This is a genomic window from Streptomyces sp. NPDC002779, assembly GCF_042888685.1.
Classification (GTDB): Bacteria; Actinomycetota; Actinomycetes; order Streptomycetales; family Streptomycetaceae; genus Streptomyces.
Genome location: NZ_JBIAQC010000010.1, coordinates 314,404 through 337,066, shown reverse-complemented (window position 1 = coordinate 337,066; position 22,663 = coordinate 314,404). Strand labels below are relative to the sequence as shown.

The 22,663-nt window shown below is 69.7% G+C and carries 24 protein-coding genes and 2 pseudogenes; 18 read left to right on the top strand and 8 right to left on the bottom strand.

Going from position 1 to position 22,663, the window contains the following annotated elements; translation table 11 throughout:
- The first annotated feature begins 239 nt into the window (after positions 1–239).
- From ACFYW5_RS27860 to ACFYW5_RS27850, 3 genes are all read left to right on the top strand, one after another.
- Entirely contained in the window at positions 240–905 is a 666-nt protein-coding gene (locus ACFYW5_RS27860; RefSeq protein ID WP_389419822.1) for a class I SAM-dependent methyltransferase, read from the top strand.
- A 131-nt stretch (positions 906–1,036) separates the two neighbouring features.
- On the top strand, positions 1,037–2,035 hold the full coding sequence (locus tag ACFYW5_RS27855) for an RNA polymerase subunit sigma-70 (RefSeq protein WP_389419821.1): 999 nt from the start codon (positions 1,037–1,039) through the stop codon (positions 2,033–2,035).
- 56 nt (positions 2,036–2,091) lie between these two features.
- Positions 2,092–2,574 (top strand): hypothetical protein, encoded by a 483-nt coding sequence (locus ACFYW5_RS27850; protein WP_389419820.1) that lies wholly within the window; start codon positions 2,092–2,094, stop codon positions 2,572–2,574.
- 42 nt (positions 2,575–2,616) lie between these two features.
- Here ACFYW5_RS27850 and ACFYW5_RS27845 read toward each other — a convergent pair whose 3' ends face one another.
- On the bottom strand, positions 2,617–3,798 hold the full coding sequence (locus ACFYW5_RS27845; protein ID WP_389419819.1) for an MFS transporter: 1,182 nt from the start codon (positions 3,796–3,798) through the stop codon (positions 2,617–2,619).
- Between the two features lie 54 nt (positions 3,799–3,852).
- Here ACFYW5_RS27845 and ACFYW5_RS27840 point away from each other — a divergent pair, with 54 nt between their 5' ends.
- A complete protein-coding gene (locus ACFYW5_RS27840) occupies positions 3,853–4,656 on the top strand; it encodes an AraC family transcriptional regulator (protein ID WP_389419818.1) in 804 nt (267 codons plus the stop codon).
- Here ACFYW5_RS27840 and ACFYW5_RS27835 read toward each other — a convergent pair.
- Positions 4,566–4,946 (bottom strand): VOC family protein, encoded by a 381-nt coding sequence (locus ACFYW5_RS27835; RefSeq protein ID WP_389419817.1) that lies wholly within the window; start codon positions 4,944–4,946, stop codon positions 4,566–4,568. The genes ACFYW5_RS27840 and ACFYW5_RS27835 overlap by 91 nt on opposite strands.
- 108 nt (positions 4,947–5,054) lie before the next feature.
- On the opposite strand from ACFYW5_RS27835, the gene ACFYW5_RS27830 reads away from it, so the two are divergent.
- Together ACFYW5_RS27830 and ACFYW5_RS27825 are read left to right on the top strand one after the other, a co-directional pair.
- Positions 5,055–5,423, top strand: coding sequence for a VOC family protein (locus ACFYW5_RS27830; protein WP_389419816.1), 369 nt, complete (start codon positions 5,055–5,057; stop codon positions 5,421–5,423).
- Between the two features lie 91 nt (positions 5,424–5,514).
- Positions 5,515–5,862 (top strand): VOC family protein, encoded by a 348-nt coding sequence (locus ACFYW5_RS27825; RefSeq protein ID WP_389419815.1) that lies wholly within the window; start codon positions 5,515–5,517, stop codon positions 5,860–5,862.
- A 21-nt stretch (positions 5,863–5,883) separates the two neighbouring features.
- Here the strand turns inward: ACFYW5_RS27825 and ACFYW5_RS27820 are convergent, their stop codons facing one another.
- Positions 5,884–6,273 (bottom strand): luciferase family protein, encoded by a 390-nt coding sequence (locus tag ACFYW5_RS27820; RefSeq protein ID WP_389419814.1) that lies wholly within the window; start codon positions 6,271–6,273, stop codon positions 5,884–5,886.
- 128 nt (positions 6,274–6,401) lie between these two features.
- Between ACFYW5_RS27820 and ACFYW5_RS27815 the strand changes: the two genes are divergently transcribed.
- The gene (locus ACFYW5_RS27815; protein ID WP_389419813.1) at positions 6,402–7,055 is read left to right on the top strand and encodes a hypothetical protein; all 654 of its coding nucleotides are present in this window, start codon (positions 6,402–6,404) and stop codon (positions 7,053–7,055) included.
- 62 nt (positions 7,056–7,117) lie between these two features.
- Entirely contained in the window at positions 7,118–7,843 is a 726-nt protein-coding gene (locus ACFYW5_RS27810) for a DUF1775 domain-containing protein (protein ID WP_389419812.1), read from the top strand.
- An 82-nt stretch (positions 7,844–7,925) separates the two neighbouring features.
- Here the strand turns inward: ACFYW5_RS27810 and ACFYW5_RS27805 are convergent, their stop codons facing one another.
- Positions 7,926–9,347, bottom strand: a complete 1,422-nt coding sequence (locus ACFYW5_RS27805; RefSeq protein WP_389419811.1) for a sugar porter family MFS transporter — start codon at positions 9,345–9,347, stop codon at positions 7,926–7,928.
- 401 nt (positions 9,348–9,748) lie between these two features.
- Here ACFYW5_RS27805 and ACFYW5_RS27800 point away from each other — a divergent pair, with 401 nt between their 5' ends.
- On the top strand, positions 9,749–12,529 hold the full coding sequence (locus ACFYW5_RS27800) for a SpoIIE family protein phosphatase (RefSeq protein WP_389419810.1): 2,781 nt from the start codon (positions 9,749–9,751) through the stop codon (positions 12,527–12,529).
- Between the two features lie 53 nt (positions 12,530–12,582).
- Here ACFYW5_RS27800 and ACFYW5_RS27795 read toward each other — a convergent pair whose 3' ends face one another.
- Positions 12,583–13,461 (bottom strand): ABC transporter substrate-binding protein, encoded by an 879-nt coding sequence (locus ACFYW5_RS27795; protein ID WP_389419809.1) that lies wholly within the window; start codon positions 13,459–13,461, stop codon positions 12,583–12,585.
- A gap of 418 nt (positions 13,462–13,879) precedes the next feature.
- Here ACFYW5_RS27795 and ACFYW5_RS27790 point away from each other — a divergent pair.
- The 3 genes and pseudogenes from ACFYW5_RS27790 to ACFYW5_RS27780 form a co-directional block, all read left to right on the top strand.
- Positions 13,880–13,996, top strand: a pseudogene (locus ACFYW5_RS27790) (RICIN domain-containing protein); the annotation flags it as partial.
- A 75-nt stretch (positions 13,997–14,071) separates the two neighbouring features.
- Entirely contained in the window at positions 14,072–14,506 is a 435-nt protein-coding gene (locus ACFYW5_RS27785) for a VOC family protein (RefSeq protein ID WP_389419808.1), read from the top strand.
- A complete protein-coding gene (locus ACFYW5_RS27780) occupies positions 14,503–15,411 on the top strand; it encodes an aminoglycoside phosphotransferase family protein (protein ID WP_389419845.1) in 909 nt (302 codons plus the stop codon). The genes ACFYW5_RS27785 and ACFYW5_RS27780 overlap by 4 nt, the downstream gene beginning before the upstream one ends.
- An 18-nt stretch (positions 15,412–15,429) precedes the next feature.
- On the opposite strand, the gene ACFYW5_RS27775 is transcribed toward ACFYW5_RS27780, so the two are convergent.
- Both ACFYW5_RS27775 and ACFYW5_RS27770 read right to left on the bottom strand, forming a co-directional pair.
- Entirely contained in the window at positions 15,430–15,789 is a 360-nt protein-coding gene (locus ACFYW5_RS27775) for an STAS domain-containing protein (RefSeq protein WP_389419807.1), read from the bottom strand.
- A gap of 72 nt (positions 15,790–15,861) precedes the next feature.
- The gene (locus ACFYW5_RS27770) at positions 15,862–16,752 is read right to left on the bottom strand and encodes an alpha/beta fold hydrolase (protein WP_389419806.1); all 891 of its coding nucleotides are present in this window, start codon (positions 16,750–16,752) and stop codon (positions 15,862–15,864) included.
- Positions 16,753–16,986: 234 nt separating this feature from the next.
- Between ACFYW5_RS27770 and ACFYW5_RS27765 the strand changes: the two genes are divergently transcribed.
- Positions 16,987–17,802, top strand: a complete 816-nt coding sequence (locus tag ACFYW5_RS27765; protein ID WP_389419805.1) for a hypothetical protein — start codon at positions 16,987–16,989, stop codon at positions 17,800–17,802.
- Positions 17,803–17,874: 72 nt separating this feature from the next.
- Entirely contained in the window at positions 17,875–18,489 is a 615-nt protein-coding gene (locus ACFYW5_RS27760; RefSeq protein ID WP_389419844.1) for a class F sortase, read from the top strand.
- Between the two features lie 55 nt (positions 18,490–18,544).
- On the opposite strand, the gene ACFYW5_RS27755 is transcribed toward ACFYW5_RS27760, so the two are convergent.
- Entirely contained in the window at positions 18,545–18,976 is a 432-nt protein-coding gene (locus ACFYW5_RS27755) for an ATP-binding protein (RefSeq protein WP_389419804.1), read from the bottom strand.
- A 283-nt stretch (positions 18,977–19,259) separates the two neighbouring features.
- Here ACFYW5_RS27755 and sigK point away from each other — a divergent pair, with 283 nt between their 5' ends.
- The 4 genes and pseudogenes from sigK to ACFYW5_RS27735 form a co-directional block, all read left to right on the top strand.
- Positions 19,260–19,784 carry an ECF RNA polymerase sigma factor SigK gene (gene sigK, locus ACFYW5_RS27750; protein ID WP_389419843.1) on the top strand — a complete coding sequence of 175 codons (525 nt, stop codon included), beginning with the start codon at positions 19,260–19,262 and terminating at the stop codon, positions 19,782–19,784.
- Positions 19,781–20,524: an anti-sigma factor domain-containing protein gene (locus tag ACFYW5_RS27745; protein ID WP_389419803.1), complete on the top strand. Its 744-nt coding sequence runs from the start codon at positions 19,781–19,783 to the stop codon at positions 20,522–20,524. The genes sigK and ACFYW5_RS27745 overlap by 4 nt, the downstream gene beginning before the upstream one ends.
- Before the next feature lie 121 nt (positions 20,525–20,645).
- On the top strand, positions 20,646–21,497 hold the full coding sequence (locus ACFYW5_RS27740) for a DUF4394 domain-containing protein (protein ID WP_389419802.1): 852 nt from the start codon (positions 20,646–20,648) through the stop codon (positions 21,495–21,497).
- A 161-nt stretch (positions 21,498–21,658) separates the two neighbouring features.
- Positions 21,659–22,645: pseudogene (locus ACFYW5_RS27735) on the top strand (TerC family protein); the annotation flags it as partial.
- Positions 22,646–22,663 lie beyond the last annotated feature (18 nt).

The window sequence follows — 22,663 nt, the reverse complement described above, 5'->3', positions numbered from 1 at the left end:
AGCGAGTACTTTCTGGGGGCGGCCATGGTCGATGTTCCTCTCATGAGAACCATCTGACCCTCTGTCAACACACTCCGCATCTCGGGGGAACCTCAGCGGTGCAGGTAGGACGCCTCTGGGGTGGTCCCGTCCGCACCGGGCGGGGCCTTCGCAGCAGCGGACGAGACGCGGATCGGCCACCCCTCTAGGGTGGCCTGGGCCCGGTTGTCCGATACCGGCTTGATCAGGAGGTCGTCGGCATGCCGGAGTCGGAGCAGGAGCTGGCCGAGGTTCAGCGGGCGCACTGGCAGCAGACGTACGGCGAGCACCCTGGCATGTACGGCGAGGAGCCGTCCGATCCGGCGGTCCTTGCCGCTGCCCTCTTCCATGCCTTGGGTGCCCGCGAGGTGCTGGAGCTGGGTGCCGGCCATGGCCGTGACGCGCTGTACTTCGCCCGCGAGGGGTTCTCCGTGACGGCCACCGACTTCAGCCCCGCGGGGTTGGAACAACTCCGTGAGGCCGCCGTAGGCCAGGCGGTGGCCGGGCGGGTCACCACGGCGGTTCACGATGTCCGCGAGCCGCTGCCGCTCGCCGACGCCTCCGTGGACGCGATCTTCGCGCACATGCTGCTGTGCATGGCACTGTCGACCAAGGAGATCCAAGCCCTGGTCGACGAGGTGCGTCGGGTGCTGCGACCGGGCGGCGCCTTCGTCTACACCGTCCGCCACACCGGAGACGCCCACTATCAGGTCGGCACCGAGCACGGCGACGACATCTGGGAGCACGGCGGCTTCGCCGTCCACTTCTTCCCCCGCCATCTGGTCGACGACCTGGCCAAGGGCTGGAGCCTGGAGGACGTCACCGCGTTCGAGGAAGGCAGCCTGCCCCGGCAGCTGTGGCGCGTCACCCAAACGCTCCCCCGGTGAACACCGGCCGACCAGAGCCCCGCGCCCGGACAGGAGAGCGCTCAGCCCTGTCGGCCGACCCTGGTGATGAGTTTTCCCGCCCGCACCCGTCACACCTACGACGGGATTCGCCGCGGCGGAAGGATGACGTGATGAGTACGGACACACGGCTGAAGGAGCTGGGCGTGAGCGAGCTGAGCGCGATCGACGAACCGGCGTTCTCCGAGCTGGCGCAGCGCCACCAGCGGGAGCTGCACGTGCACTGCTACCGGATGCTCGGCTCCTTCGACGACGCCGAGGACACCGTGCAGGAAACCTTCCTGCGCGCCTGGCGGCGGCGGGAGACCTTCGAGGGGCGCTCGACGTTCCGGGCGTGGCTGTACCGGATCGCCACCAACGCCTGCCTGGACCTGCTCGCCAAGCGCCGCCCCGAGCCTGCGACGGGCGGCGAGGTCCTGTGGCTGCAGCCCTACCCCGACCGGCTGCTCGACGAGCTGCCCGCAGGCGACGCGGAGGAGCCGGAAAGCCGCGCCCTCGCGCGGGAGACGATCGAGCTGGCGTACTTGGTCGCCCTCCAGCACCTGGCGCCGCGGCCGCGGGCCGTGCTGATCCTGCGGGACGTCCTCGGCTGGCCCGCCAAGGAGGCAGCGCAGCTCCTCGGGGACTCCGTCAACTCCGTGAACAGCGCGCTGCAGCGGGCCCGCGCCGGCATGCGCGAGCACCTGCCCGCCGAGCGGCAGGACTGGACGGACAGCGGACAGGACCCCGCAACACGCGAGCTGGTACGCCGCTACACCGACGCCAGCGTCGCCACGGACATCGACACCCTCGCCACGCTGCTGCGCGACGACGTCCGCTGCTCCATGCCCCCCACGCCGGGCCTGCACATCGGCCGCGACGCGGTGGTCACCGACTGGATCGACGGCGGCTTCCAGGACATGCAGGGCCTGCGCCCCGTCCTCACCGCCGTGAACCGGCAACCCGCCATCGCCTTCTACCACTGGCAGGAAGACCAGGGCGCCTACGTGCCGCTGACCATCGACGTCCTGCGCATCGCCAACGGGACGATCACCGAGATCACCACTTTCCACAGCGACCAGTTCCCCCGGCTCGCACTGCCCGAGCGGCTGCCGGCATCCAGCACTCAGTAGTCCTGGTTGCACGCGGAAGTGCCGAGCGGCTGCTTCGACCAGTCCAGAATGGCCCCATGGCCGAAACGGAACCCGAAGCCGCAGAGGCACGCTCGTTCCTGTCGTGCGCCGCCGAGGTGGCGCGGCTGCTGGGCTTGGGGAACGCGACCGATGTGCCAGAGGCCCGCCGCGCGCGGCATCTGGCCCATGCGGCACGCATACCACTGCTCGAACGCCCTGCACTGCCCGAAGAGTTCTTCGGCCCGTTGCTGGCCGCAGCCGTCTACGACCCCGACCCCAGCTTCTGCCGCTGGTTCGTGGAACCAGCGGTTTACGCATATGGACGCCGCCGGGTCATGAGCGCGCTGCTCGACTGTCTGCGAACAGGCACGGCCACGGAGCGAGCGGGCGCCGAGCGAGCGTGGTATTGCGCCCATGTGCCACTCCGCGCGGACCGGTCCCCGGCTTACGCACCCGGCGGGCATCGCGATCCCGCCGTGGACGAGTCCCGCGATCTGGTGGACGAGTGGCGGAGAGCCCTGCAGCGATCATCCACGTGACGGGACTTCCGCAACAGCTCATGTGGGTGGCTGCTGATCCGTTCACGTCAATGCGTCCTGTTCTGTTGGTGCTGCCGGCCGGGGCCTGAGGACGACGGGTTCAGGCAAGGCGCGGAAGAAGAGCCAGCTGAGGGCGGGCATGGCGATCAATGGGGTCAGGGCTGTCTGCAGGGAGGTGGCGTCGGCCAGGCGTCCCACCAGTGGACTGATCAGGCCGCCGATGCTGACGGTCAGGCCGAGGGTGACGCCGCTCGCGGTGCCGATCCGCGAGGGCAGATAGTCCTGGCCGAGGGTGACCTGGAGGGAAAAGGGGACGTACAGGCCGGCTGAGGTGAGGACCACGAAGAGGAGCAGGGCCGGTCCGGGCACGTAGATCACTCCGGCGACGGCGACGATCGAGAGCAGATAGGACCAGCGGCAGACGCGGACGCGGTCGTAGCGGTTGGCCAGTACACCGCCGAGGACCGAGCCGACGGCACCGCCCAGGAACAGCAGGAACAGGGCGGTGGTCCCTGCGGTGATGCTGCCGTGCATGCGTTGGGGGGCGTAGAGCGATAGGAACGTGCTCAGGCCGGTGAAGACGACGGAACGGCAGACCACGGCACAGCTCAGCCTCACGAACGACGTCACGTCATCGGCGCCCACGGCCGTCGGCGTCGTGGAGGTACGACCTTGAGGCCGGCCGAGCATCTGGAGCACCGGCACGCACAGGGCGACACCGGCGAGTGCGGGCAGGACCAGGACCGGTGTCCAGCGCAGGGAGCCGTGACCGACCACGACCGCCACCATGATCGGGGCGAGCGCGAAGCCGATGTTCCCGCCGAGGGAGAACCAGCTCATCGCGCTGTGGCTGCCCCGGCTGGCAAGCCGGGCCACGCGGGCGGACTCGGGGTGATAGGCCGCGACACCGACGCCGGAGACCGCGACGAACGCCAGGGTGAGCCCGTAGGAATCGGCCAGGCCGGTCAGTGCGATGCCCGCGCCGCCCAGGAAAGTGCTGACAGGCAACAGCCACGGCATCGCCCACCGGTCGGTGAGTGCACCGAACAGCGGCTGGGCAACCGACGACAGCAGGGACGCGGCCAGGACGATGCCGGAGGCCACGGCATAGCTGTAGTCCCGCTCGGCCACGAAGAACGGGATCAGCGCCGCGACGGCGCCCTGGTAGATGTCGACGCAGGCATGGCCCACGGCCAGCAGAGAGATCGAGGTTTTCCTTCGCACCCGTTCATGCTGGGAGCGGGACCCACCGTCGCGCTTTCGATAGATTGCCAAGTGATGCAGGAAATCCGCCACACTCCCATCGCGCCCACCCGGACCCAGCGGTTGTCGTCCGGCGGTGAGATCGACGCCCATCGCCATGACGACCACCAGATCGCGTACGCCGGTCAGGGCACCATCGCCGTCACCACCGACGCCGGCTCCTGGGTCGCCCCCGCCACCCGCGCGCTCTGGATCCCCGCCGGAACCGTCCACCAGCACCAGGCCCACGGCGAACTCGATCTCCACCTGGTCGGCCTGCCCGCCACGGAAAACCCGCTCGGCATCGACGAGCCGGCCGTCCTCGCCGTCAGCCCTCTGCTGCGGGAACTGATCATCGCCTACACGCGCACCCCCGACGACCACAGCCCGCCCCGCTTGCGCCTACGCGCGGTCCTGCTCGACCAGCTCGCCACCTCCCCCGAGCAGCCCCTGCGCCTGCCCACCCCCACCGACCCGCTGCTGCGAACACTGCACGACACCCTTCGCGCCGACCCCGCGGACAACCGCTCACTCGACGAACTCGGCCGGCACATCGGCGCCAGCGCCCGCACGCTCTCCCGCCGCCTCCACGACGACCTCGGCCTCTCCTACCGCCAGTGGCGCACCCAGATCAGGCTCCACCACGCACTGATCCTGCTGGCCGACAACATCCCCGTCACCACAGTCGCTCACCGTTGCGGCTGGTCATCCGCCAGCACCTTCATCAACGTCTTCCGCCGCACGTTCGGTCACACCCCCGGCACCCGGCCCGGCACCTCTGCTACGAAGAGGCAGAACGGGTGGCCCGCCGGGTCGCACAGGACTCGTACATCCTCCTGAGGCTGGAAGTCCAGCAGCGTGGCCCCCAGGGCAAGGGCGTGCTCGACGGCGGAGGACAGGTCGTTCACCTCGATGTCCAGATGCATCATCATCTGCTGCTCGGATCGAGTGGAGGGCCACCGCGGGCGAATGAAGTGCGGCTCTGTCTGGAACGACAGCCCGACACCGCCACCGGGTGGAGTGATCTCGACCCACCCGGGTTCCTCCTTCTGCGTCGGCCACCCGAGCAGGTCCCGGTAGAACCGCGCCAACTCGTGGGCGTCCGGTGCGTCAAGGGTGGTCGCGGTCAACGTGAAACGCGGTTGTGGCTTCATACCCATGCTGTTGCCCCGGCGCCGATGAGTTCACCGTCCCCGAACGGTCTACCCAGCGATACGACCGTTCCCGACAGGAGTGCCATGTCCGCCATCCAGCCCGTCATCCTGACCGCCGACCACGAAGCCCTGCTCGCCTTCTACACGCAGCTGTTCGCCGCCGAGGAGACCTTCCGCATTCCGGAGAAGGGCCCGGCCTTCTACCTCGGTCTGCGCATCGGCGACAGCGACCTCGGGCTGGTGGCCAAGGCGGACCCGGGGGCCGGGGCCGCACCGCGGATCCTGCTCAGCATCACTGTCGACGACGTCGACGAGGCACTCGGCCGGGTCAAGGCCCTGGGCGGCACCGTCAGCAGTGGGCCGAAGGACATGCCGTGGGGACAGCGCGTCGCTCACATCACGGACCCCGACGGCAACCCGATCAACCTCACCCAGCCCGCCCCGACCGCATGAGGGCGTATCGCGAAAATGCGTGCGGTGACGGACGGGCCGTAGTACTCCTGGAGAGCCCGGGATCCACGTCTGTTCTCATCCGGAGTCGTCGATGACCGTTCGCCGTGTCATGCCCATCATCCAGTCGGAGGCTGCGCAGGAGAGCCGGGAATTCTATGGCCTGCTGGGCTTCGAGGAAGTCATGAATCTCGGCTGGATCATGACGCTTGCCTCACCGTCCAGCCCGACAGCGCAGGTCAGCGTGATGACCAGTGACAAAACCGCCCCGGTCACCCCCGATATGAGCATCGAAGTCGACGACGTGGAGGCGGCTTACGCGGCCATGCGGGACAGCGGCGCGGAGATCGTTCACCCTCTGCAGGACGAGGAGTGGGGAGTACGGCGGTTCTTCGTCCGTGACCCCAACGGCCGCGTCGTCAACGTGGTGAGCCACCGCTGAGGCTTCCCGGCAACGGGGCTTTCACAGGCACGCGCGATGCGCCAGTGCCGTCTCACGCCGAGCGTTGCATCGAACCGGCGGTGCCTCGTCGCCGTCCGGCCACTCGTGGTGGGCCTGGAGTGCCGCGCTCGTCAGGGTCATGAGCAGGTTGACGTCCACCTCGCACTCAAGGCGGACGGTCACCCACTGCGAGCCGGGCACCAACTGGATCGCGGTCGAGTACCTGAGGTGGCGCTCGAGGCGGCGGATCGCGGCGGCCGTGAGGTGCAGGTCGACGCTGCGGTCGGAGTGGAAATGCGCGATCTCGGCCCTGGCCGAGCACAACGCCCGGCCGGTGCCGCAGCTGGGCGGAGCCTCCAAGAGGTCCGGCCAGCTTGCCAGTTGGGTCATGGCATGCCAAGCCGCAGTCATGCCCTCATCATGGGGTGCTCACCTCACAGACACCAGGGTTTGAGACAGATGTAATCGGTGTGTAGCGCGGAGACGTCCGGATCGAGTGGCTGGCAACCACGCTGCCGGTGCTCCATGATGAGCGGGTCATGCCGCATCAATCCGACCCGACCGCTCCCGCGCCTCTGCCCGTTGTCCGGGCGGTGGTGTTCGCGGCCGTCGGCACCGTGCTCGGGGTGAGCGCGCACCATCTGGTCGCCGAAGGGCCCGCGCCCTGGCGGCAGAGCGCGTCGGCGGCCCTGGTCCTCTTCGCTGTCGGTCTTGTCGGCACCCGACGCCCTCGGTCTCTGGCCACGGTTGTGGTGACCTGCGGGGCGGCACAGATCGGCCTCCACCGGTGGCTGATGGCCGAGCACCCAGCTGCTGCGCCTCCGTCCTCGGCCACCCTGCCTGGTCACCTGCACCACTCCCCCGGCGCCCATCCCGCATGGCCCCAGCGCATGCACGACTCGCTCGCCATGACGGCCGTACACGCCGCGGCGGCCGTACTCGTCGCCGTGTTGTTGCATCGTGCGGACACCGTCTGCTGGTCGGTGGCGCGCGGCCTGACGACGGCCGTTGACGCGGCTCGGGCCCGGATGGCCGCGATCCGGGCGCTGCTCTCCGACCGCCCGGCGCCCACAGTGCACACGGGGTTGTCGGCACTGTTGTGGTGGGAGGCGCCACCGCCCGAGGAGGCGGTGCTCGTCGGCGTGGTGGTACGCAGGGGTCCTCCCCAGGCTGGGCTCGCCCTCGCCAACTGACCGTGCCGGGCGGTCCGTTCCGCGGAACGCCGCCTCGCGCTCCCCCCTGCCTGGAGACACCCATGTTCCGTAGCACCCCGCCCCGCCTGTCCGTCGCCATCGCCGCTGCTGGGGCCGCCGTTCTCCTCACCGCTGTTCCGGTCGCCGCCCATGTGGAGGTCGAGGCCGACAACGCGCAGGCACTCGCCGAGAACGTCGAGGTCACCTTCTTCGCCGAGTCGGAGTCCGCCACGGCCGGCATCACCCAGCTGCGGGTGATCCTGCCTGCGGGCATCGCACCGGCCGACGTGACGTACAAGGAAGGCCCCGCGGGCTGGAAGTTCACCGCGAACGACGACGGCTACACCGTCAAGGGCGCGGCTGTGAAGGTCGGCGAGGACGCCGAGCACTCCGTCGTCGTGCGCCAGCTCCCGGACGCTGGGGAACTGGCCTTCAAGACGCTGCAGAGCTACAGCGACGGCAAGGTGGACCGCTGGATCGAACTGGGCGAGTCCAGCGGCGACGGTCACGGCCATGGCAACGAGGCGCCGGTCCTCCAGCTCAAGGCCGCCGCGCCCGGCGCGCAGGTGGTCAGCCCTTCCCCCACCGAGTCGGAGAGCCCTTCCGCCTCTCCGACCCCGGCCGCCGAGCAGCCGGCCGCCTCCCCGTCCCCGCAGGCCGATGACGCCGGGAAGGACGACGACAGCGGACTGTCGGCCGGTGCCTGGACCGGCATCATCGCGGCGATCGTGGTGATTGCCGGGGCCGTGGTGTTCCTGGTACGCCGCCGAAGCAGCACCCAGCAGTAGCAGACGGGCAGTTGTGCGCCGGTCCTCTGGAGGTCGAGCCTCCACAGGACCGCGTACTCTCCGCGGCCCGGTGAGCGGGCGGTCAGCCCATCTCCTCCAGAGCCTTGCCCTTGGTCTCCTTGACGTACTTCAGGACGAACGGGATGGAGAGCGCGGCGAAGGCCGTGTAGATCACGTAGGTCGCGGACAGATTCCAGTCGGCCAGCGACGGAAAGCTCGCGGTGATGGCCCAGTTGGCGATCCACTGCGCTGCCGCGGCCACGCCCAGCGCGGCGGCGCGGATGCGGTTGGGGAACATCTCGCCCAGGAACACCCACACGACCACACCCCACGACAGGGCGAAGAAGAGGACGAACGTGTGGGCGGCGATCAGCGCCACCCACCCCTGCGTGGCCGGCAGCTTGCCGTCGACCAGGTCGAAGGAGAACGCCCACGCCTCCAGGCCGAGGCTGATGACCATGCCGACGGAACCGACCAGTGCCAGCGGCTTACGGCCGATGCGGTCCACGAAGATCATCGCGATGACGGTGCCGACGATGTTGATGATCGACGTCGTGAACGAGTAGAAGAACGATTCCGTCGGGTCCACGCCGACCGACTGCCACAGCGTCGCGGAGTAGTAGAACGCGACGTTGATGCCGACGAACTGCTGGAAGACCGACAGGCCGATACCGATCCAGACGATCGGCTTGAAGAAGAAGGACCCGCCGAGCAGGTCCTTGAAGGACGACTTGTCCTCGGACTTCATCGCGTGCTCGATCTCGGCGATCCGGGCGTCGAAGTCGGTGTCCTTGCCCTCGACCTCCGTAAGGATCTGCCGGGCGCGCTCACGCTTGCCGACCGAGATCAGGAAGCGGGGGGACTCGGGGATCGCGAAGGACAGCAGCCCGTACAGCACGGCCGGGACCACCATGACGCCGAGCATGACCTGCCAGGCCTCCAGGCCCATCAGCTCACCGCGCTGGTCGCCGCCGGCAGCGTTCAGCAGGCCCCAGTTGACCAGCTGCGACATCGCGATACCCACGACGATCGCGGCCTGCTGGAAGGAGCCCAGACGTCCGCGGTAGGCGGGCGGGGCGACCTCGGCGATGTAGGCGGGGCCGATGACGGAGGCCATACCGATCGCGAAGCCGCCCACGATCCGCCAGAACGCCAGGTCGTAGAGCGAGAACGGCAGCGCCGAGCCGATCGCGCTGACAGTGAACAGCACCGAGGCGATCTGCATGCACCGGATACGGCCGATACGGTCCGCGATCCGGCCCGCGGTCGCCGCACCGATCGCACAGCCGATCAACGCGATCGCGATGACCTGCGCCAGAGCGGCCGAACCGATGTCGTAGCGGTCTCGGATGGCCTCGACGGCGCCGTTGATGACGGAACTGTCGTATCCGAAGAGGAAACCGCCCATCGCGGCCGCCGCCGCGATGAAGATGACGTGCCCGAGATGATCGGGATGAGCCGCAGCGGCTCCTGACTTGGGTGACTGCGACGCAGTACTGGTCACGTGTGCTCCTCGGGCCACCGGCGACGCTCCTGCGAGACCTTCGAGACCAAGGCTCCCGTGGATTCCGCAGCGCTGTCGCCGAGTGTCGATCGTCGTGGTCTGCCAAAGGGGGTCAAGACAGCCGATGTGGTCACGGCCGGTGATCATCGACAGGATGCCGTCTTCCCCGTCCCGGCACCGATATGTCAGCCGTGCGATCCGTCAGCACACGGTGCTTACGGTCCGCCCGGGGGCAGCAGCCCGGGACGACCGGCCGGACCGAACCGGCCGGCGCCCGCGATCGGTCTGTGAACTGGAGAAATCAACCATGGGCCTGCGTGACCCCTGGCAGAGGTACGGGACGTCCGTCCGGGCGCCCGTCCTGAGCCGCGCCCGTCGGGCCGGTCACTGATACTGAGGAAATGGGCAAACTAGGGCGATATGTCCCAGCGAGCCGACGGGAGGACCGAGTGCCGCCGAAGGCCCGGCCGCCGGAAGCCGACCCGGAGGCCCGTCACCCTTCGGCCGGCCGGCGTGTGCTGTCGGCGCTGAAGCCGCGCAGCGTCGCCGGTCAGGTCTTCCTGCTGCAACTGGTGGTCGTCCTGCTGCTCATCACCACGGCCGTGGTGGCCCTCGTGGTCCAGGACCGCAACCGCGCCATCCGCGAGGCCGGCGATCGGTCACTGGTGGCGGCCGAGGCGTTCGCGAACGCTCCGGGCACCGCGGAGGCCATGACGAGCGACGACCCGACGGCGGCACTCCAGCCCCATGCCGAAGCGGTGCGCGAGCAGACCGGTGTCGACTACGTCGTGGCGCTGAGCCCTTACGGCTTCCGGTGGACCCACCCGGACCCGGACCAGATCGGCAAGCACGTCTCCACCTCCTACGACCAGGCGCTCGGGGGTGAGCCCCACCAGACCACGTTCGACAGCAGCCTGGGGAAGGCGGTCGACTCGACGGTGGCCGTCTTCGATGAGAGAGGGACCGTGGTCGGCCTCGTCACCGTGGGGGTCACGGTGGACAAGGTGACCAGTGTGGTGCAGCACCAGGTGCCGGTGATCTTCGCCGCCGGCGGTGTCGCGCTGCTGCTGGCCGCGGGCGGGTCGGCGCTGGTCAGCGGACGCTTGCGGCGCCAGACCCGGGGCCTGGGGCCGGAGGAGATGACCCGCATGTACGAGCACCACGAGGCGGTGCTGCACGCGGTCCGCGAAGGCGTGATCATTCTGGACGGGGACGGAAGGCTGCTGCTGGTCAACGACGAAGCCCGCCGACTGCTCGCCCTGCCGCCGCGGGCCGAGGGCAAGCCCGTCACCGGACTCGGGCTGAGCCCGGCCCTGGCCGGACTGCTGGCATCGGGCCGGGCCGCCACGGACCAGGTCTTCCTGGCCGGGGACGTCCTGCTCGCGGTCAACGTGCGACCGGTGGGCCCGAAGGCAGGCAGTGTGGCCACCCTGCGGGACACCACGGAGCTGCGCGCCCTCGCCGGCCGGGCGGACGTGGCCGGCGGACGCCTGCAGCTGCTGTACGAGGCCAGTACGCGGATCGGAACCACCCTGGACATGAAGCGCACCGCCGAGGAGCTGGCCGAGGTGGCCGTCCCGCGCTTCGCCGACTTCGCCACGGTCGAGCTGGTGGAGTCCGTGCTGCTCGGCGACGAGCCCACGGGGGCACGTCTGGAGATGCGCCGCATCGCGGCCGCCGGGATCCGGGAGGATGCGCCCCTGCACCCCGTCGGGACGCTGGTGCGCTACGTACCCGACAACCCCGTGGCCATCGGTATGACCACCGGCCGGCCGGTCCTGGTGGCAGACCTCGCCCGGGCCGACGGATGGCGGGCCCAGGACCCCGAGCGGGCCCAGCACGTCATCGACTACGGCATCCACTCCATGCTCTCCGTGCCGCTCCGGGCCCGAGGCCAGTTGATCGGGGTCGTGGAGTTCTGGCGATCGGAGCAGGACCCCTTCGAACCGGACGACCTGTCCCCCGCCGAGGAACTCGCCGCGCGTGCGGCCGTATGCATCGACAACGCGCGCCGCTACACCCGCGAGCACACCACGGCCGTCACCCTCCAGCGCAGCCTGCTGCCCGGCGTGCTCCCCGAACTGTCCGCCCTGGACGTCGGGCACCGGTACCTGCCCGCCCAGGCGGGGGTGGGCGGCGACTGGTACGACGTCATCCCGTTGCCGGGGGCCCGGGTGGCGCTGGTGGTCGGCGATGTCGTCGGACACGGCCTGCACGCCGCCGCGACGATGGGACGGCTGAGGACCGCGGTGCACAACTTCGCCGCCCTGGACCTGCCTCCGGACGAGCTGCTGGGGCACCTGGACGAGCTGGTCAGCCGGATCGACCAGGACGCGGAAGCCCAGGGCAAGATCGACGCCGTCACCGGTGCCACCTGCCTGTACGCGGTCTACGAGCCGGTCTCCGGCCGGTGTGTGCTCGGCCGGGCCGGACATCCGGGTCCGGCGCTGGTCTCGCCCGACGGCTCCGTGGCCTTCCCCGACATCCCCGTCGCCCCGCCGCTCGGGGTGGGAGGAGGTCTGCCGGTCGAGACGGTCGAACTCCGGCTGGCCGCCAACAGCCGACTGGTCCTGTACACCGACGGCCTGATCGAGGCCCGAGGCCGTGACATCGACGTCGGGCTCGGCATGCTGAGGGAGGCGCTCGCCGGTACGGACGGCGCCACTCCGGACGACACCTGCCGGATGGTGCTCGACGCGATGCTGCGCACCAAGGCGAGTGACGATGTCGCCCTGCTCGTCGCCCGCACCCGGCTGCTCGACCCGGAGCAGGTCGCGGAGTGGGAGGTGCCCCACGACCCCGCGGCCGTCCCGCGGATCCGCGCCGAGGCCACCCGCAGACTGGAGTCCTGGGGGCTCGGCGAAGCCGTGTTCACCACCGAGCTGATCCTCAGCGAACTGGTGACGAACGCCATCCGGTACGGGGCGAGCCCCATCGGTCTGCGGTTGCTGCGCGACCGCGACAGCCTGATCTGCGAGGTCGCCGACGGCACGAGCACCTCCCCGCACCTGCGCCGCGCGCACGTCACCGACGAGGGGGGCCGCGGTCTGTTTCTCGTCGCTCAGCTGTCGCGCCGCTGGGGGACCCGGTACACAGACCGCGGCAAGATCATCTGGGCGGAGCAGTCCCTCGATGCGGCAGCCGCCGGGGACCTGGGCGTCCTGCTGATGGCGGACCTGTGAACCGGGCGTGATGCCGGACGCCGCAGCCCCGGGATGCCGGACGCCCGGAGCGTTCAGGAGCCGTCGTCGACCGTGAGGTAGGGGATCTTGGCCGGGTCCTGACCGAAAGCGGCCCCGAGGTAGACCGCCGACAGCTTGGCGAGCGTCCCGTCGTCGATCAGCTGCCTGATGATCCGGTCCAGTTCGTCCTTGTCCGGTGACCCCTTCGGGTACAGGGCGCCGTACCCCTGATCGGTCCGGTACTGGCCCACCAGGCTCACTCTGTTGTCCTGCTTCTGGGGATAGGCCAGCAGGATGGTCGTGTCGTGGACGACCGCGTCGACGCGGCCCTCCTCCAGCGCCGTGATCAGCTCCGGGTCGTTGGCGAAGGCGGTGACGGGCTTGGCCGGCTTGAGGCGGTTCTCGACGAACTCCTCGCCCGTGGTGCCGTCGGCCACTCCGATGCGGACGTCGCGGACGTTGTTCTCGTCGATCTTCTCACCGTCCCTGATCAGCACTCCCAGGGTCGAGGAGAGGTAGGGCGGGGAGAAGTCGGCGACCTTGCTCCGCTCCGGGGTGATCGTGATCTGTGCCAGGGCCAGGTCGAAGTCCTTGGTCCGGCCGGACACGACCTCCGGGAAGGGGGCGTTCTTCACGTTCACCCGGTCGAGTCCGGACCGGTGGGCGATATTGGCGGCCATGCAGTACTCGTAGCCGCTCCTGACGGATTGCGGTGCGGTGCCGTTCCACCAGCCGGGCGCGGGGAGGGTCGTCTTGACCGTCAGGGCGCCCGCCATCTCGGGTGACAGGTGAAACTCCCCGCGGGTTCCCGAGACGGGGCAGTCGCCGTAGCGGACGGTCGACTCCTCCGGCCCGCCCTGGTCACAAGCCGCTGTCGCGACGATGAACGCCACGCTGACAGCCGGCGAGACGATCGCTGCCGCGGCGCGCATCTTTGCACCTCCGGTAGGGGCAAACTCCTTGAGTCACCATAAATTACCCCGGACCATACGACCGCCGGAGCCGCCTGCGAGGCCCCCGGCGTCGGTCCGGTCGGCCGTGCGTACGGCTCGGCAGCGAGCAAAGAGACCCTTCCGTGCCAATCCGGCATGCACGCGTCAGGGCCCTGGACGGCCCTCCCGGGCTGTGCTGTCATCTCTTCGGCCCCGCGTTTACAACGATATACAAGAGCCCGCGACAGACCGGAGACCCCCGTAGGGAGACCGCATGTCTGTCAGCACGCACACTCCTCGGCACCGGCGCCCTGACCCTCGGCACAGCGGCACTGGGTCCGCTCGCCCCCTCGGCCTCGGCCGCACCAGCGAGGCCGGCCGCCGCCGCTCCCGTGCCCGACGCCTTCCGCAAGCTGCCCGCGGGCAGCACAGCGGCAAGGTCCTGGGCGTGGACGGCATGTCGACCGCCAACAGCGCCCAGGTCGTCCAGTTCGACGACAACGGCACCGCCGACCACTTGTGGCGGTTTCTCTGAGTGAGCTTGCCCTCGCTCAAGGGGTGCCCCGGAAATGAGCGGCAGCGTCGTGGCGGTACGCGGTACGGTGCGCCGGTGTCAGCGATCAGGAAGTTCCAAGTCACCTTCGACTGCGCCGAACCCGAGCGCGTCGCTCGCTTCTGGTGCGAAGTACTGGGGTACGTCGCACCGCCCCCGCCGGAGGGCTTCACCAGCTGGGACGATTACAACCGCACCCTGCCCCCCGAGAAGCGGGGATCATGGTTCGCCTGCAGTGATCCCTCCGGCGAGGGCCCGCGCCTGTACTTCCAGCGCGTCCCCGAAGGGAAGGCCGTCAAGAATCGCGTACATCTCGACGTCCGGGTCGGCACCGGACTCGTGGGCGCCGAGCGCCTCGCCGCGCTGGAGGCCGAGTGCGCCCGACTGGTCGCGCTCGGTGCGACCCACGTGCAGACGCTGTACGCCGATGAGGAAAACGAGTCGTGCATCCCGATGCTGGACATCGAGGGCAACGAGTTCTGCGTCGACTGATGCTGCACCAGGATGAGATCCCGGTCGACGAGGACCTGGTCCGGTCGCTGCTGAAGGCACAGCGCCCGAAGTGGGCCGACCGACCGCTGTCGCCCGCGGGCGCGGGCACGGACAACACGATGTACCGGCTGGGCGATGACCTGCTCGTGCGGCTTCCACGCACCGCGGACAAGGCAGGGTCCCTGGGGAAGGAGCAGGAGTGGCTTCCGCGTCTGGCGCCCTTCCTTCCCTGTCCGGTTCCCGAGCCCGTCCACGCCGGGACGCCGACCGATGCGTTCCCCCTGGCCTGGTCCGTGTATCGCTGGATCGACGGCCACGAGGTCGGCCCTGACACCGTCCGGGACTGGGCTGCTTTCGGAGCCGACCTGGCGGCGGTCGTCAGAGCGCTCCACCGCATCGACCTCATGGGAGCAACCCGCGCGGACGGCCTCAGTTGGTACCGCGGAGGCAGCCTGAGGCCGTGCGACCAGTGGGTCCGCAAGAGTTTCACCGAGTGCCGTACCTTCGTGGGCTCCGAGCTCGACGTCGACGCTCTCGAGCGGCTGTGGCGAGCAGCGCTCGCGCTGCCCGAGCCCTCAGGGCCTCACGTGTGGCTCCATGGCGACCTCAAGCCGACCAACCTCCTGGTGCGGGAAGGCAAGCTCCACGCCGTCATCGACTTCGGGGCACTCTCGGTCGGCTTTCCCGATGCCGAGCACTCCACGCTCTGGGACCTGCCCCCGCAAGCGCGAGGAGCCTACCGGGACGCCTTGGACCTCGACGATGTGACCTGGACTCGCGCCCGCGCCTGGGCCATCGCGGTGGGCGTCAGTGGAATCCCCTACTACTGGCACACCTTCCCGGCCTTCGTCGCCGAATGCCGGGCACGCCTCCAGGCCGTCCTGACGGACGCCGCTGCGCGCTGAGGGAACGGAAGATGGTGCTCAGCCACCGCAGGCGGCTTCCGCGTCGGTGACCGTGTCGTAGACCCGCAGAAGTTGATCCGTCCCGGTCATCTGCAGGATCCGCCGCAGCGGCCCGGGCACGTCCGCCAGCATGACCATCCCCCCGCTCGCATCCGCCTGCCTCCACGTCCCGAGCAGCACGTTCAGCCCGGCCGAGTCGCAGAACGAGACGCCGCACAGGTCGAGCACGATGCAGCTATTCCGCCGCGCGACCAGTTCCTTCAACTGGGAACGGAAGACCGGGGCAGTCACGTAATCCATCTCGCCACTGACCCTCGCGACCAGGCAGCGACCGGCGGCAACAGCTTCGACCGAGGGATCGGCCACAATGTTCTCCAAACCGTCTCGTCAGGAGACACCAGGCGAAATCTCCACGGGAACCTACCGCCCCCCTGCCCCGCCCCGGATGTTCTACTCGGCCTTGCCAGGTTCCTGTTCGCAGCGGTGGTCGAAGAATCCCGCCAGGGAGGACGCGAGTTCTTCCGGCGCCTCTTCGGCGACGTGGTGCCCGGAGTCGATGCCGTGGCCCCGGCAATCCGGTGCCCACTGCCGCCAGATCTTCAGCGGGTCTCCGTACAGGTCCTCGAGGTCGTCCCGGAGCGACCACAGGATCAGTGCCGGGCACCGGATGCGTACCCCGGCGGCGCGGTCCTCCTCCTCGTGCCGCCGGTCGACGGTGAGACCGGCCCGGTAGTCCTCCAGCATCGCCCGCACCACGTCGGGGTTTCTCGTCGCCGCGCGCCACTCGTCGTGGTTCTGCTGTCCCATGCTGTGCGGATCACCGCGGTACCAGCTGTCCGGATCGGCGTTGATGACCCGCTCGGGGATGTCGGGCTGGGCGAAGAAGAACCAGTGCCACCACTGCGTGGCGAACTCCGTCGTGATGCGGGACAGGTGCTCGCTGATGGGCAGACAGTCGATCAGCGCCGCCCGCGAGACCGCGTCGGGATGATCGAGCGCGAGCCGCAGCGCGACCGCGCCGCCACGGTCGTGCCCGGCGAGCGCGAACCGGGAATGGCCGAGGGAGCGCATCACCTCGACCACATCACCGGCGACGGCCCTCTTGGAGTACCCGAGGTGGTCCGCGGTGGGTGCCGGGCCGGTGGACCGGCCGTAGCCCCGCAGATCGGGGCAGACGACGGTGAAACCGCGCTGGACGAGGAGCGGGGCGACACGATGCCAGGTCGCGGAGGTCCGGGGGTGGCCGTGCAGCAGCACCACCGGCGGCCCTTCACCGCCGTATCGGACGAAAATCGACGCTTCGTCGGTCTGTACCCGCTTGACCTCAAAACCCTCGAACAAGGCCCGATCCTCCGCCCTTGGCACCGCCCACCGCAGCTGTCGGCCGGGGCAACCCCTCGACTGCGCAACCGGCTCAGCTTTCCCTAGTGCCCTCTAGCGAGCCATGGACACAACGGGACTCGTTCTCGCACCAATCCGATCCCGGCGCCGGCATCGGATCACAGGTGTCAGTGAATGCCGAGACCGGTGCGGGTGCGCCAAGTGCCGAGCGCCGGGCAGGAGAGGGGTTCTCTCGTGATAACCCAGCACGCTGCACGTCTGGCCGCACTGGTGGCGGTTCCCGCCGCGCTCTCGCTGGCGGCGGTCGTCCCGGCCGCCGCCGACGACGGGCGCTCCGAAGGTTCCGGACCGCGCAGCTACCAGATCGACCTGCAGCAGCAGAACGATTCCGGCGCGCGCGGTACCGCCATGCTCACCGTCGAAGGCACCCGGCTCACGGTGAAGATCGAGGCGTCCGGGCTCGTGCCCGGACAGCCGCACGCCCAGCACATCCATGGCTCCACCGACGGCCACGATTTCCACTGTCCCGACCGGAGCGCCGACAAGAACGGTGACGGCGTTGTCACCACCACCGAGGGTCTGCCGGCCTACGGGGCCATCAACATCTCCCTGACCACCCAGGGGGACACCACGAAGGAGAGCGGACTGGCGGTGGACCGCATGCCCGTGGCCGACGAGGGCGGCAATCTGTCCTACGACAGGACCATCACCGTTTCTCAGGCGATCGCCGACCACATCAAGGACCTGCACATCGTCCAGCACGGCATCGACCCGAACGGCAACGGCGAGTACGACTTCGGCAAGGGCAAGAGCGAACTCGATCCCAAGCTGCCGCAGGAGGCCACCGCGCCCGCGAACTGCGGCATGGTCAAGGGCGCCGCGGTGGGTTCCATGCCGGTCGGCGGAGTCGAGACCGGTACCGGCGCCACCCAGGGTACGGAGGCGTCCGGGCTGCTGGCCGGTGGCGGCGCCGCCCTCGTCGGCGGTGCGGGCTTGTTGGTCGCGGCTCGCCGCCGTACCGGTCGCCCCGCAGGCACCGTCGGCCGCTGACCGCGTGCCATGACAGGCCATCGAACAGCCCCGCCGTCAGGGAGGGTGGCGGGGCGGGTGCGGGTGCGTCCGCTGCTGGTCGCGGCCGCTCCCGCGCTTCTTGTGACGGGTGCGCTGCTGGTCGCCGTGGGGGTCGGCGAGCAGCAGCCCGCCCCGCCCGTGCTCACGGCTCCTTCGAGCAGTGCGCGGCCCGATGACCCGCCGCCTTCGGGCGCGGGGTCGGAGGTACTGCCCGCGTCCGCCCCGGTACGCCTGACCATCCCCGGGATCGCGGTGTCCACGCCGCTGGAGCGTCTCGGGCTGGACGGCGACCGTGTCATGCAGACCCCGCGGGACCCGGACAAGGCGGGCTGGTACCGGCTGGGCCCGGCCCCCGGCTCCCGGGGACCGGCCGTGATCGCCGGGCACGTCACGTGGAACGGCGCCAGGTCCGTGTTCTTCAGGCTGGCGGAGCTGGAACCCGGCGCGCGTATCGAGGTGCTGCGCAAGGACGGCAGGACCGCGGTCTTCACCGTCACCAAAACCGCTCAGTACGCGAAGGACCGCTTTCCGAGCATCGACGTCTACCGCAACCTGGACCACGCGGGCCTGCGGCTGATCACGTGCGCCGGCGACTATTCGCCCGAGGACCGACGCTACGCCGACAACGTCGTCGTCTACGCGCGCCTTACGACTAACGGCCCCTGACCGGGCACCGCGGCGCCCGGTCAGGGGTTTTCATCTGCCTGGCCGACGGACGCCCTCACGCACCGACCGGGTCGGGGCGTGAGGGGCAGTCGAGTTCCGCCCAGACGGTGTGGCCCGCACGTCGGGGCTGGTCACCCCAGGCGAGGGACAGGGCCTCCACCAGGCGCAGACCGCGGCCGTCCGTGGTCAGGTCGCCGGACGGATGCCGCCACTTCGCCCGGACCAGGTCCACGTTGATCGCCGGGCCGGAGTCGGTGACGCCGATCCGCAGGCAGGTGCGGTCCTGCTGGTTGTCGAGTGCGAGCGAGAGCGACACGGGTGGCCTGCCGTGCCGGAAGGCGTTGCCCAGCAGCTCGCTGACGACAAGGGCGGCGTCGTCGGCGAGTTCGCCGGTGCCCCACCGGTCCAGCTGCTCGCGGATGTCACGGCGTACGGAGCACAGTTGGCTCGTCCCAGCACCGGTGAGAACATCACAGGAGTCATTCATTTCGGTTCACCCCTTTTGCTCTTACTGGTGATTCGTTGCGGGACCGGAAACGGATGGCTGAGAGGGCGGAAGGGCGTGGTGCTCCGAGGACGCAGGCGGCGTGGGGCCGCCCCGGCGGCCGGTCCCCCTGTACGTTGATGCCAACCCCCTTCCACTCCGGCCGGGCCGCCAGACAGGCCGGACGGGGGCGGGGACGGACCCAGCGGCCGACAGGACAGAATCCGTGAAAGAGCCGATCTTCCTTGGCGCACACCCCGCTCAGCAGCCGGATCTCCAGGCACTGATGCACGCGGTGGCCCAGGGAGACAAGGACGCCTTCGCCGGCCTCTACGACGCCGTCGCCCCTGCCGTGCTGGGAGTGGTGCGCGCGGTGCTGCGGGATGTGGCGCAGTCCGAGGAGGTCGCCCAGGACGTCCTCGTGGAGGTGTGGCGCACCGCGCCCCGCTACCGGACCGACCGGGGCTCGGTCACCAACTGGATCCTCACCCTCGCCCACCGCCGGGCCATCGACCGGGTCCGCTCCGCCGAGGCGTCGGCCGCCCGAGATCACCGGGCCGCGGCGCTGGACCAGACACCCGAGTACGACGAGGTGAGCGAAGAGGTCGAGCACCGGCTCGAACGCGAACAGGTGCGGCGGTGCCTGCGCACCTTGACGGATCTGCAGCGCCAGTCGGTGACACTCGCGTACTACCGAGGGCTCACCTACCGTGAGGTGGCCGAACAACTGTCCGTACCGCTGGGCACGATCAAGACCCGTCTGCGCGACGGCCTGATCCGGCTGCGTGACTGCCTGGGAGTGAGCACATGAGCGCCCATGCCGATCTGCACACCCTCACCGGTGCCTACGCCCTCCACGCACTGCCCGACGACGAACGAGCCCTGTTCGAGGAGCACCTGAGGGCATGCGCGGCCTGCCAGGACGAGGTGGCCGAGTTCACCGCCACCGCCGCCAGACTCGGCGCCGCCGGTGCCGTCAGCCCTCAGCCCGCCGCCAAGCAGCAAGTGCTCCAGCGCATCACCACGGTCCGCCAGGTCGCCCCCTCCTCCCGCCCCGAGACGCGGTTCACCGGCCTGCGCCGACGACTGCCCCGGCTCGCGCTGGCCGCCTGCCTGGCGGCGGCGACCGTGTTCGCCGGTATCGCCGCCTGGCAGCATGACCGCGCCGAAGACGCCACCGCCCAATCTCAGCAGGCCCACGGGCAGCTGGATCAGCTCGTCGCCGTGCTGGCCGCGCCGGACGCCGACACGCGCACGGCACGGCTGGAGGACGGTTCGCGCGCCACGGTCGTCGTCTCCGACCGTCGTGACCAGGCAGTGCTGCTGGCGGACCTGCCGGCTCCGCCGCCGGGCAAGGCCTACCAGGCGTGGTATCAGGTGGCCGGCAGTATGCGGTCGGCAGGTCTGATGAACGCCCACCGCACCGGCCAGGCCCTTGTCCTGGAGGGCTCGGCGAACGCGGCCTCAGCCGTGGGCATCACCGTCGAACCGGCCGGTGGGTCTGCCCGCCCCACCTCCGACCCCATCGCCTTGCTCAGCCTGCCGACCTGACCGGGCGCGTGCTCCATACGAGTGGCTTGGGAGGTCGAAGCCCATCCGTCTCGCCGACGGTGACGAATCCCTTGCAGAGCCTTCGACATTCCAGGTCGAGGCGTCCGAGAGGGAAGAAAACATGCGTAAACGCACCATCGTCACCGCCGGTGTCCTCCTTGCCGCCCTGGGCGCTGCCCCGGCCCTCGCGAGCCAGGAAGCCCCGGCCGCGCCCCGGCACGGAGGGCTGACGGCCGTCGGCCTGACCGGCGATCAGCGGCTGCTCGAGTTCGGCGTCGACGCACCCGGGCGGGCATGGTCGCTGGGCAAGGTCTCCGGGCTGTCCAAGGACACCAGGCTCGTGGGCATCGACTTCCGCGTGCAGGACGGGAAGCTGTACGGCGTCGGCGACCGGGGCGGCATCTACACCCTGAACACTCGCGCCAAGGCGACAAAGGTCTCTCAGCTGACCGTGGCCCTGTCCGGCACCGCGTTCGGCGTGGACTTCAACCCGGCCGCGAACCGCCTGCGGGTGATCTCCGACACCGGGCAGAACCTGCGCCACAACATCGACGACGCCGCCGCTCCCCTGACCACCGTCATCGACGGCACGCTCACCAACCCCACCACCCCGCCGTCCACCGCCCGGGGCGTCACCGGCGCCGCGTACACCAACAACGACCTCAGCGCGGCCACCGCGACGACCCTGTTCGACCTCGACACGATGGCCGACCGCATCTCCCTGCAGTCCCCCGCCAACGCCGGAACGCTCGCGCCCGTCGGCAACCTCGGCGTGGACGCGGCCCTGGATGCCGGCTTCGACATCTACTACAAGAAGTCCACCGGCACGAACCACGGCTACGCGACCATCAAGAGCGGCGGCACCTACCGCCTGCACGCGGTCAACGTGCTCACCGGCGCAGCCACCCACAAGGGCGCCTTCCCCAAGAAGTACCAGGTCACCGACTTGGCCCTGCCCATCGACCAGAAGTAGCCGCACCGCGCGGCCGACAGAACACCAAGGTCCAGGGGCGTACCCGAGGGGCAGGAGCATGGCGGCTCCTGGCCCTCGGCGTGCCCTCCGGGGCGCCATGCCGGACACTCCTGTATATGGGCCGGCACAATCCGCGCCGGCCGTGGTGAGGGTGTATCGGCGTGCTTGAGGTCCCGCTCTGGCTGTGGGGGGCGTTCGCCGCGACGGTGGTCGTGTCGCTGGCGGTGGACCTGCTGTCCCACCGCACGGCGCACGTGATCGGCTTCAAGGAGGCGGCCGCCTGGAGCGGCCTGTGGGTGGGTCTCGCCCTGATCTTCGGTGTGGTCGTCTTCCTCGTCCTGGGCACGACGGCGGGCACCGAGTACACGACGGCCTGGCTGCTGGAGAAGAGCCTGTCGGTCGACAACCTCTTCGTGTTCGCCGTGATCTTCGCGTACTTCAAAGTGCCCCGCGCCTACCAGCACCGCGTGCTGTTCTTCGGCGTCATCGGCGCGCTCGTCTTCCGCGGGATCTTCCTTTCCCTCGGCGTGGCCGTGGTCAGCCGCTTCACCGCGGTGCTCTTCGTCTTCGCGGCGATCCTGTTCTACAGCACATACAAGCTGCTCAAGGGCGACGAGGAGAGCTTCGACCCCGGCAAGAGCTTCGCCGTACGTCTGCTCCGCAAGATCATCCCCGTGCGGGACGAGTACGCCGGGGCGAAGTTCTTCGTCCGGGAGGCCGGCGTGCGGATGGCGACCCCGCTGCTCGCGGTGGTCGCCGCGATCGAGGCCGCGGACCTGATCTTCGCTGTCGACAGCGTCCCCGCCGTCCTCGCGGTCAGCGATGACGCCTTCATCGTCTACACCAGCAACGCGTTCGCCATCCTGGGCCTGCGAGCCCTCTACTTCATGCTGGCGGGGCTGCTGGACCGCTTCCACTACCTGAACAAGGGCCTGGCGATCATTCTCGGCTTCATCGGCGTCAAGCTCATCCTCCAGGCATCGCACAAGATGATCAGCCCCGGCATCCCGGAAATCCCCTCGCCGATCAGTCTCGCGTTCATCGTCGTTGTCCTGGCCGGGTCCGTGGTGCTCAGCCTGACTAGGCCCGCCCCCGGGGCGCCGGCCGCTTCGCCAGGTGAGCAAGAGAGTCGGAAAGAGGGTCGGAAAGAGGACGGAGCACTTCCC

Excerpts from the sequence above, each read along its gene's own strand:
- ACFYW5_RS27860 (WP_389419822.1), top strand. The coding sequence starts at position 240 with ATGCCGGAGTCGGAGCAGGAGCTGGCCGAGGTTCAGCGGGCGCACTGG.
- ACFYW5_RS27855 (WP_389419821.1), top strand. The coding sequence starts at position 1,037 with ATGAGTACGGACACACGGCTGAAGGAGCTGGGCGTGAGCGAGCTGAGC.
- ACFYW5_RS27850 (WP_389419820.1), top strand. The coding sequence starts at position 2,092 with ATGGCCGAAACGGAACCCGAAGCCGCAGAGGCACGCTCGTTCCTGTCG.
- ACFYW5_RS27840 (WP_389419818.1), top strand. The coding sequence starts at position 3,853 with ATGCAGGAAATCCGCCACACTCCCATCGCGCCCACCCGGACCCAGCGG.
- ACFYW5_RS27830 (WP_389419816.1), top strand. The coding sequence starts at position 5,055 with ATGTCCGCCATCCAGCCCGTCATCCTGACCGCCGACCACGAAGCCCTG.
- ACFYW5_RS27825 (WP_389419815.1), top strand. The coding sequence starts at position 5,515 with ATGACCGTTCGCCGTGTCATGCCCATCATCCAGTCGGAGGCTGCGCAG.
- ACFYW5_RS27820 (WP_389419814.1), bottom strand. The coding sequence starts at position 6,273 with ATGACTGCGGCTTGGCATGCCATGACCCAACTGGCAAGCTGGCCGGAC.
- ACFYW5_RS27815 (WP_389419813.1), top strand. The coding sequence starts at position 6,402 with ATGCCGCATCAATCCGACCCGACCGCTCCCGCGCCTCTGCCCGTTGTC.
- ACFYW5_RS27810 (WP_389419812.1), top strand. The coding sequence starts at position 7,118 with ATGTTCCGTAGCACCCCGCCCCGCCTGTCCGTCGCCATCGCCGCTGCT.
- ACFYW5_RS27800 (WP_389419810.1), top strand. The coding sequence starts at position 9,749 with ATGGGCAAACTAGGGCGATATGTCCCAGCGAGCCGACGGGAGGACCGA.
- ACFYW5_RS27795 (WP_389419809.1), bottom strand. The coding sequence starts at position 13,461 with ATGCGCGCCGCGGCAGCGATCGTCTCGCCGGCTGTCAGCGTGGCGTTC.
- ACFYW5_RS27755 (WP_389419804.1), bottom strand. The coding sequence starts at position 18,976 with ATGAATGACTCCTGTGATGTTCTCACCGGTGCTGGGACGAGCCAACTG.
- sigK (WP_389419843.1), top strand. The coding sequence starts at position 19,260 with ATGCACGCGGTGGCCCAGGGAGACAAGGACGCCTTCGCCGGCCTCTAC.
- ACFYW5_RS27745 (WP_389419803.1), top strand. The coding sequence starts at position 19,781 with ATGAGCGCCCATGCCGATCTGCACACCCTCACCGGTGCCTACGCCCTC.
- ACFYW5_RS27740 (WP_389419802.1), top strand. The coding sequence starts at position 20,646 with ATGCGTAAACGCACCATCGTCACCGCCGGTGTCCTCCTTGCCGCCCTG.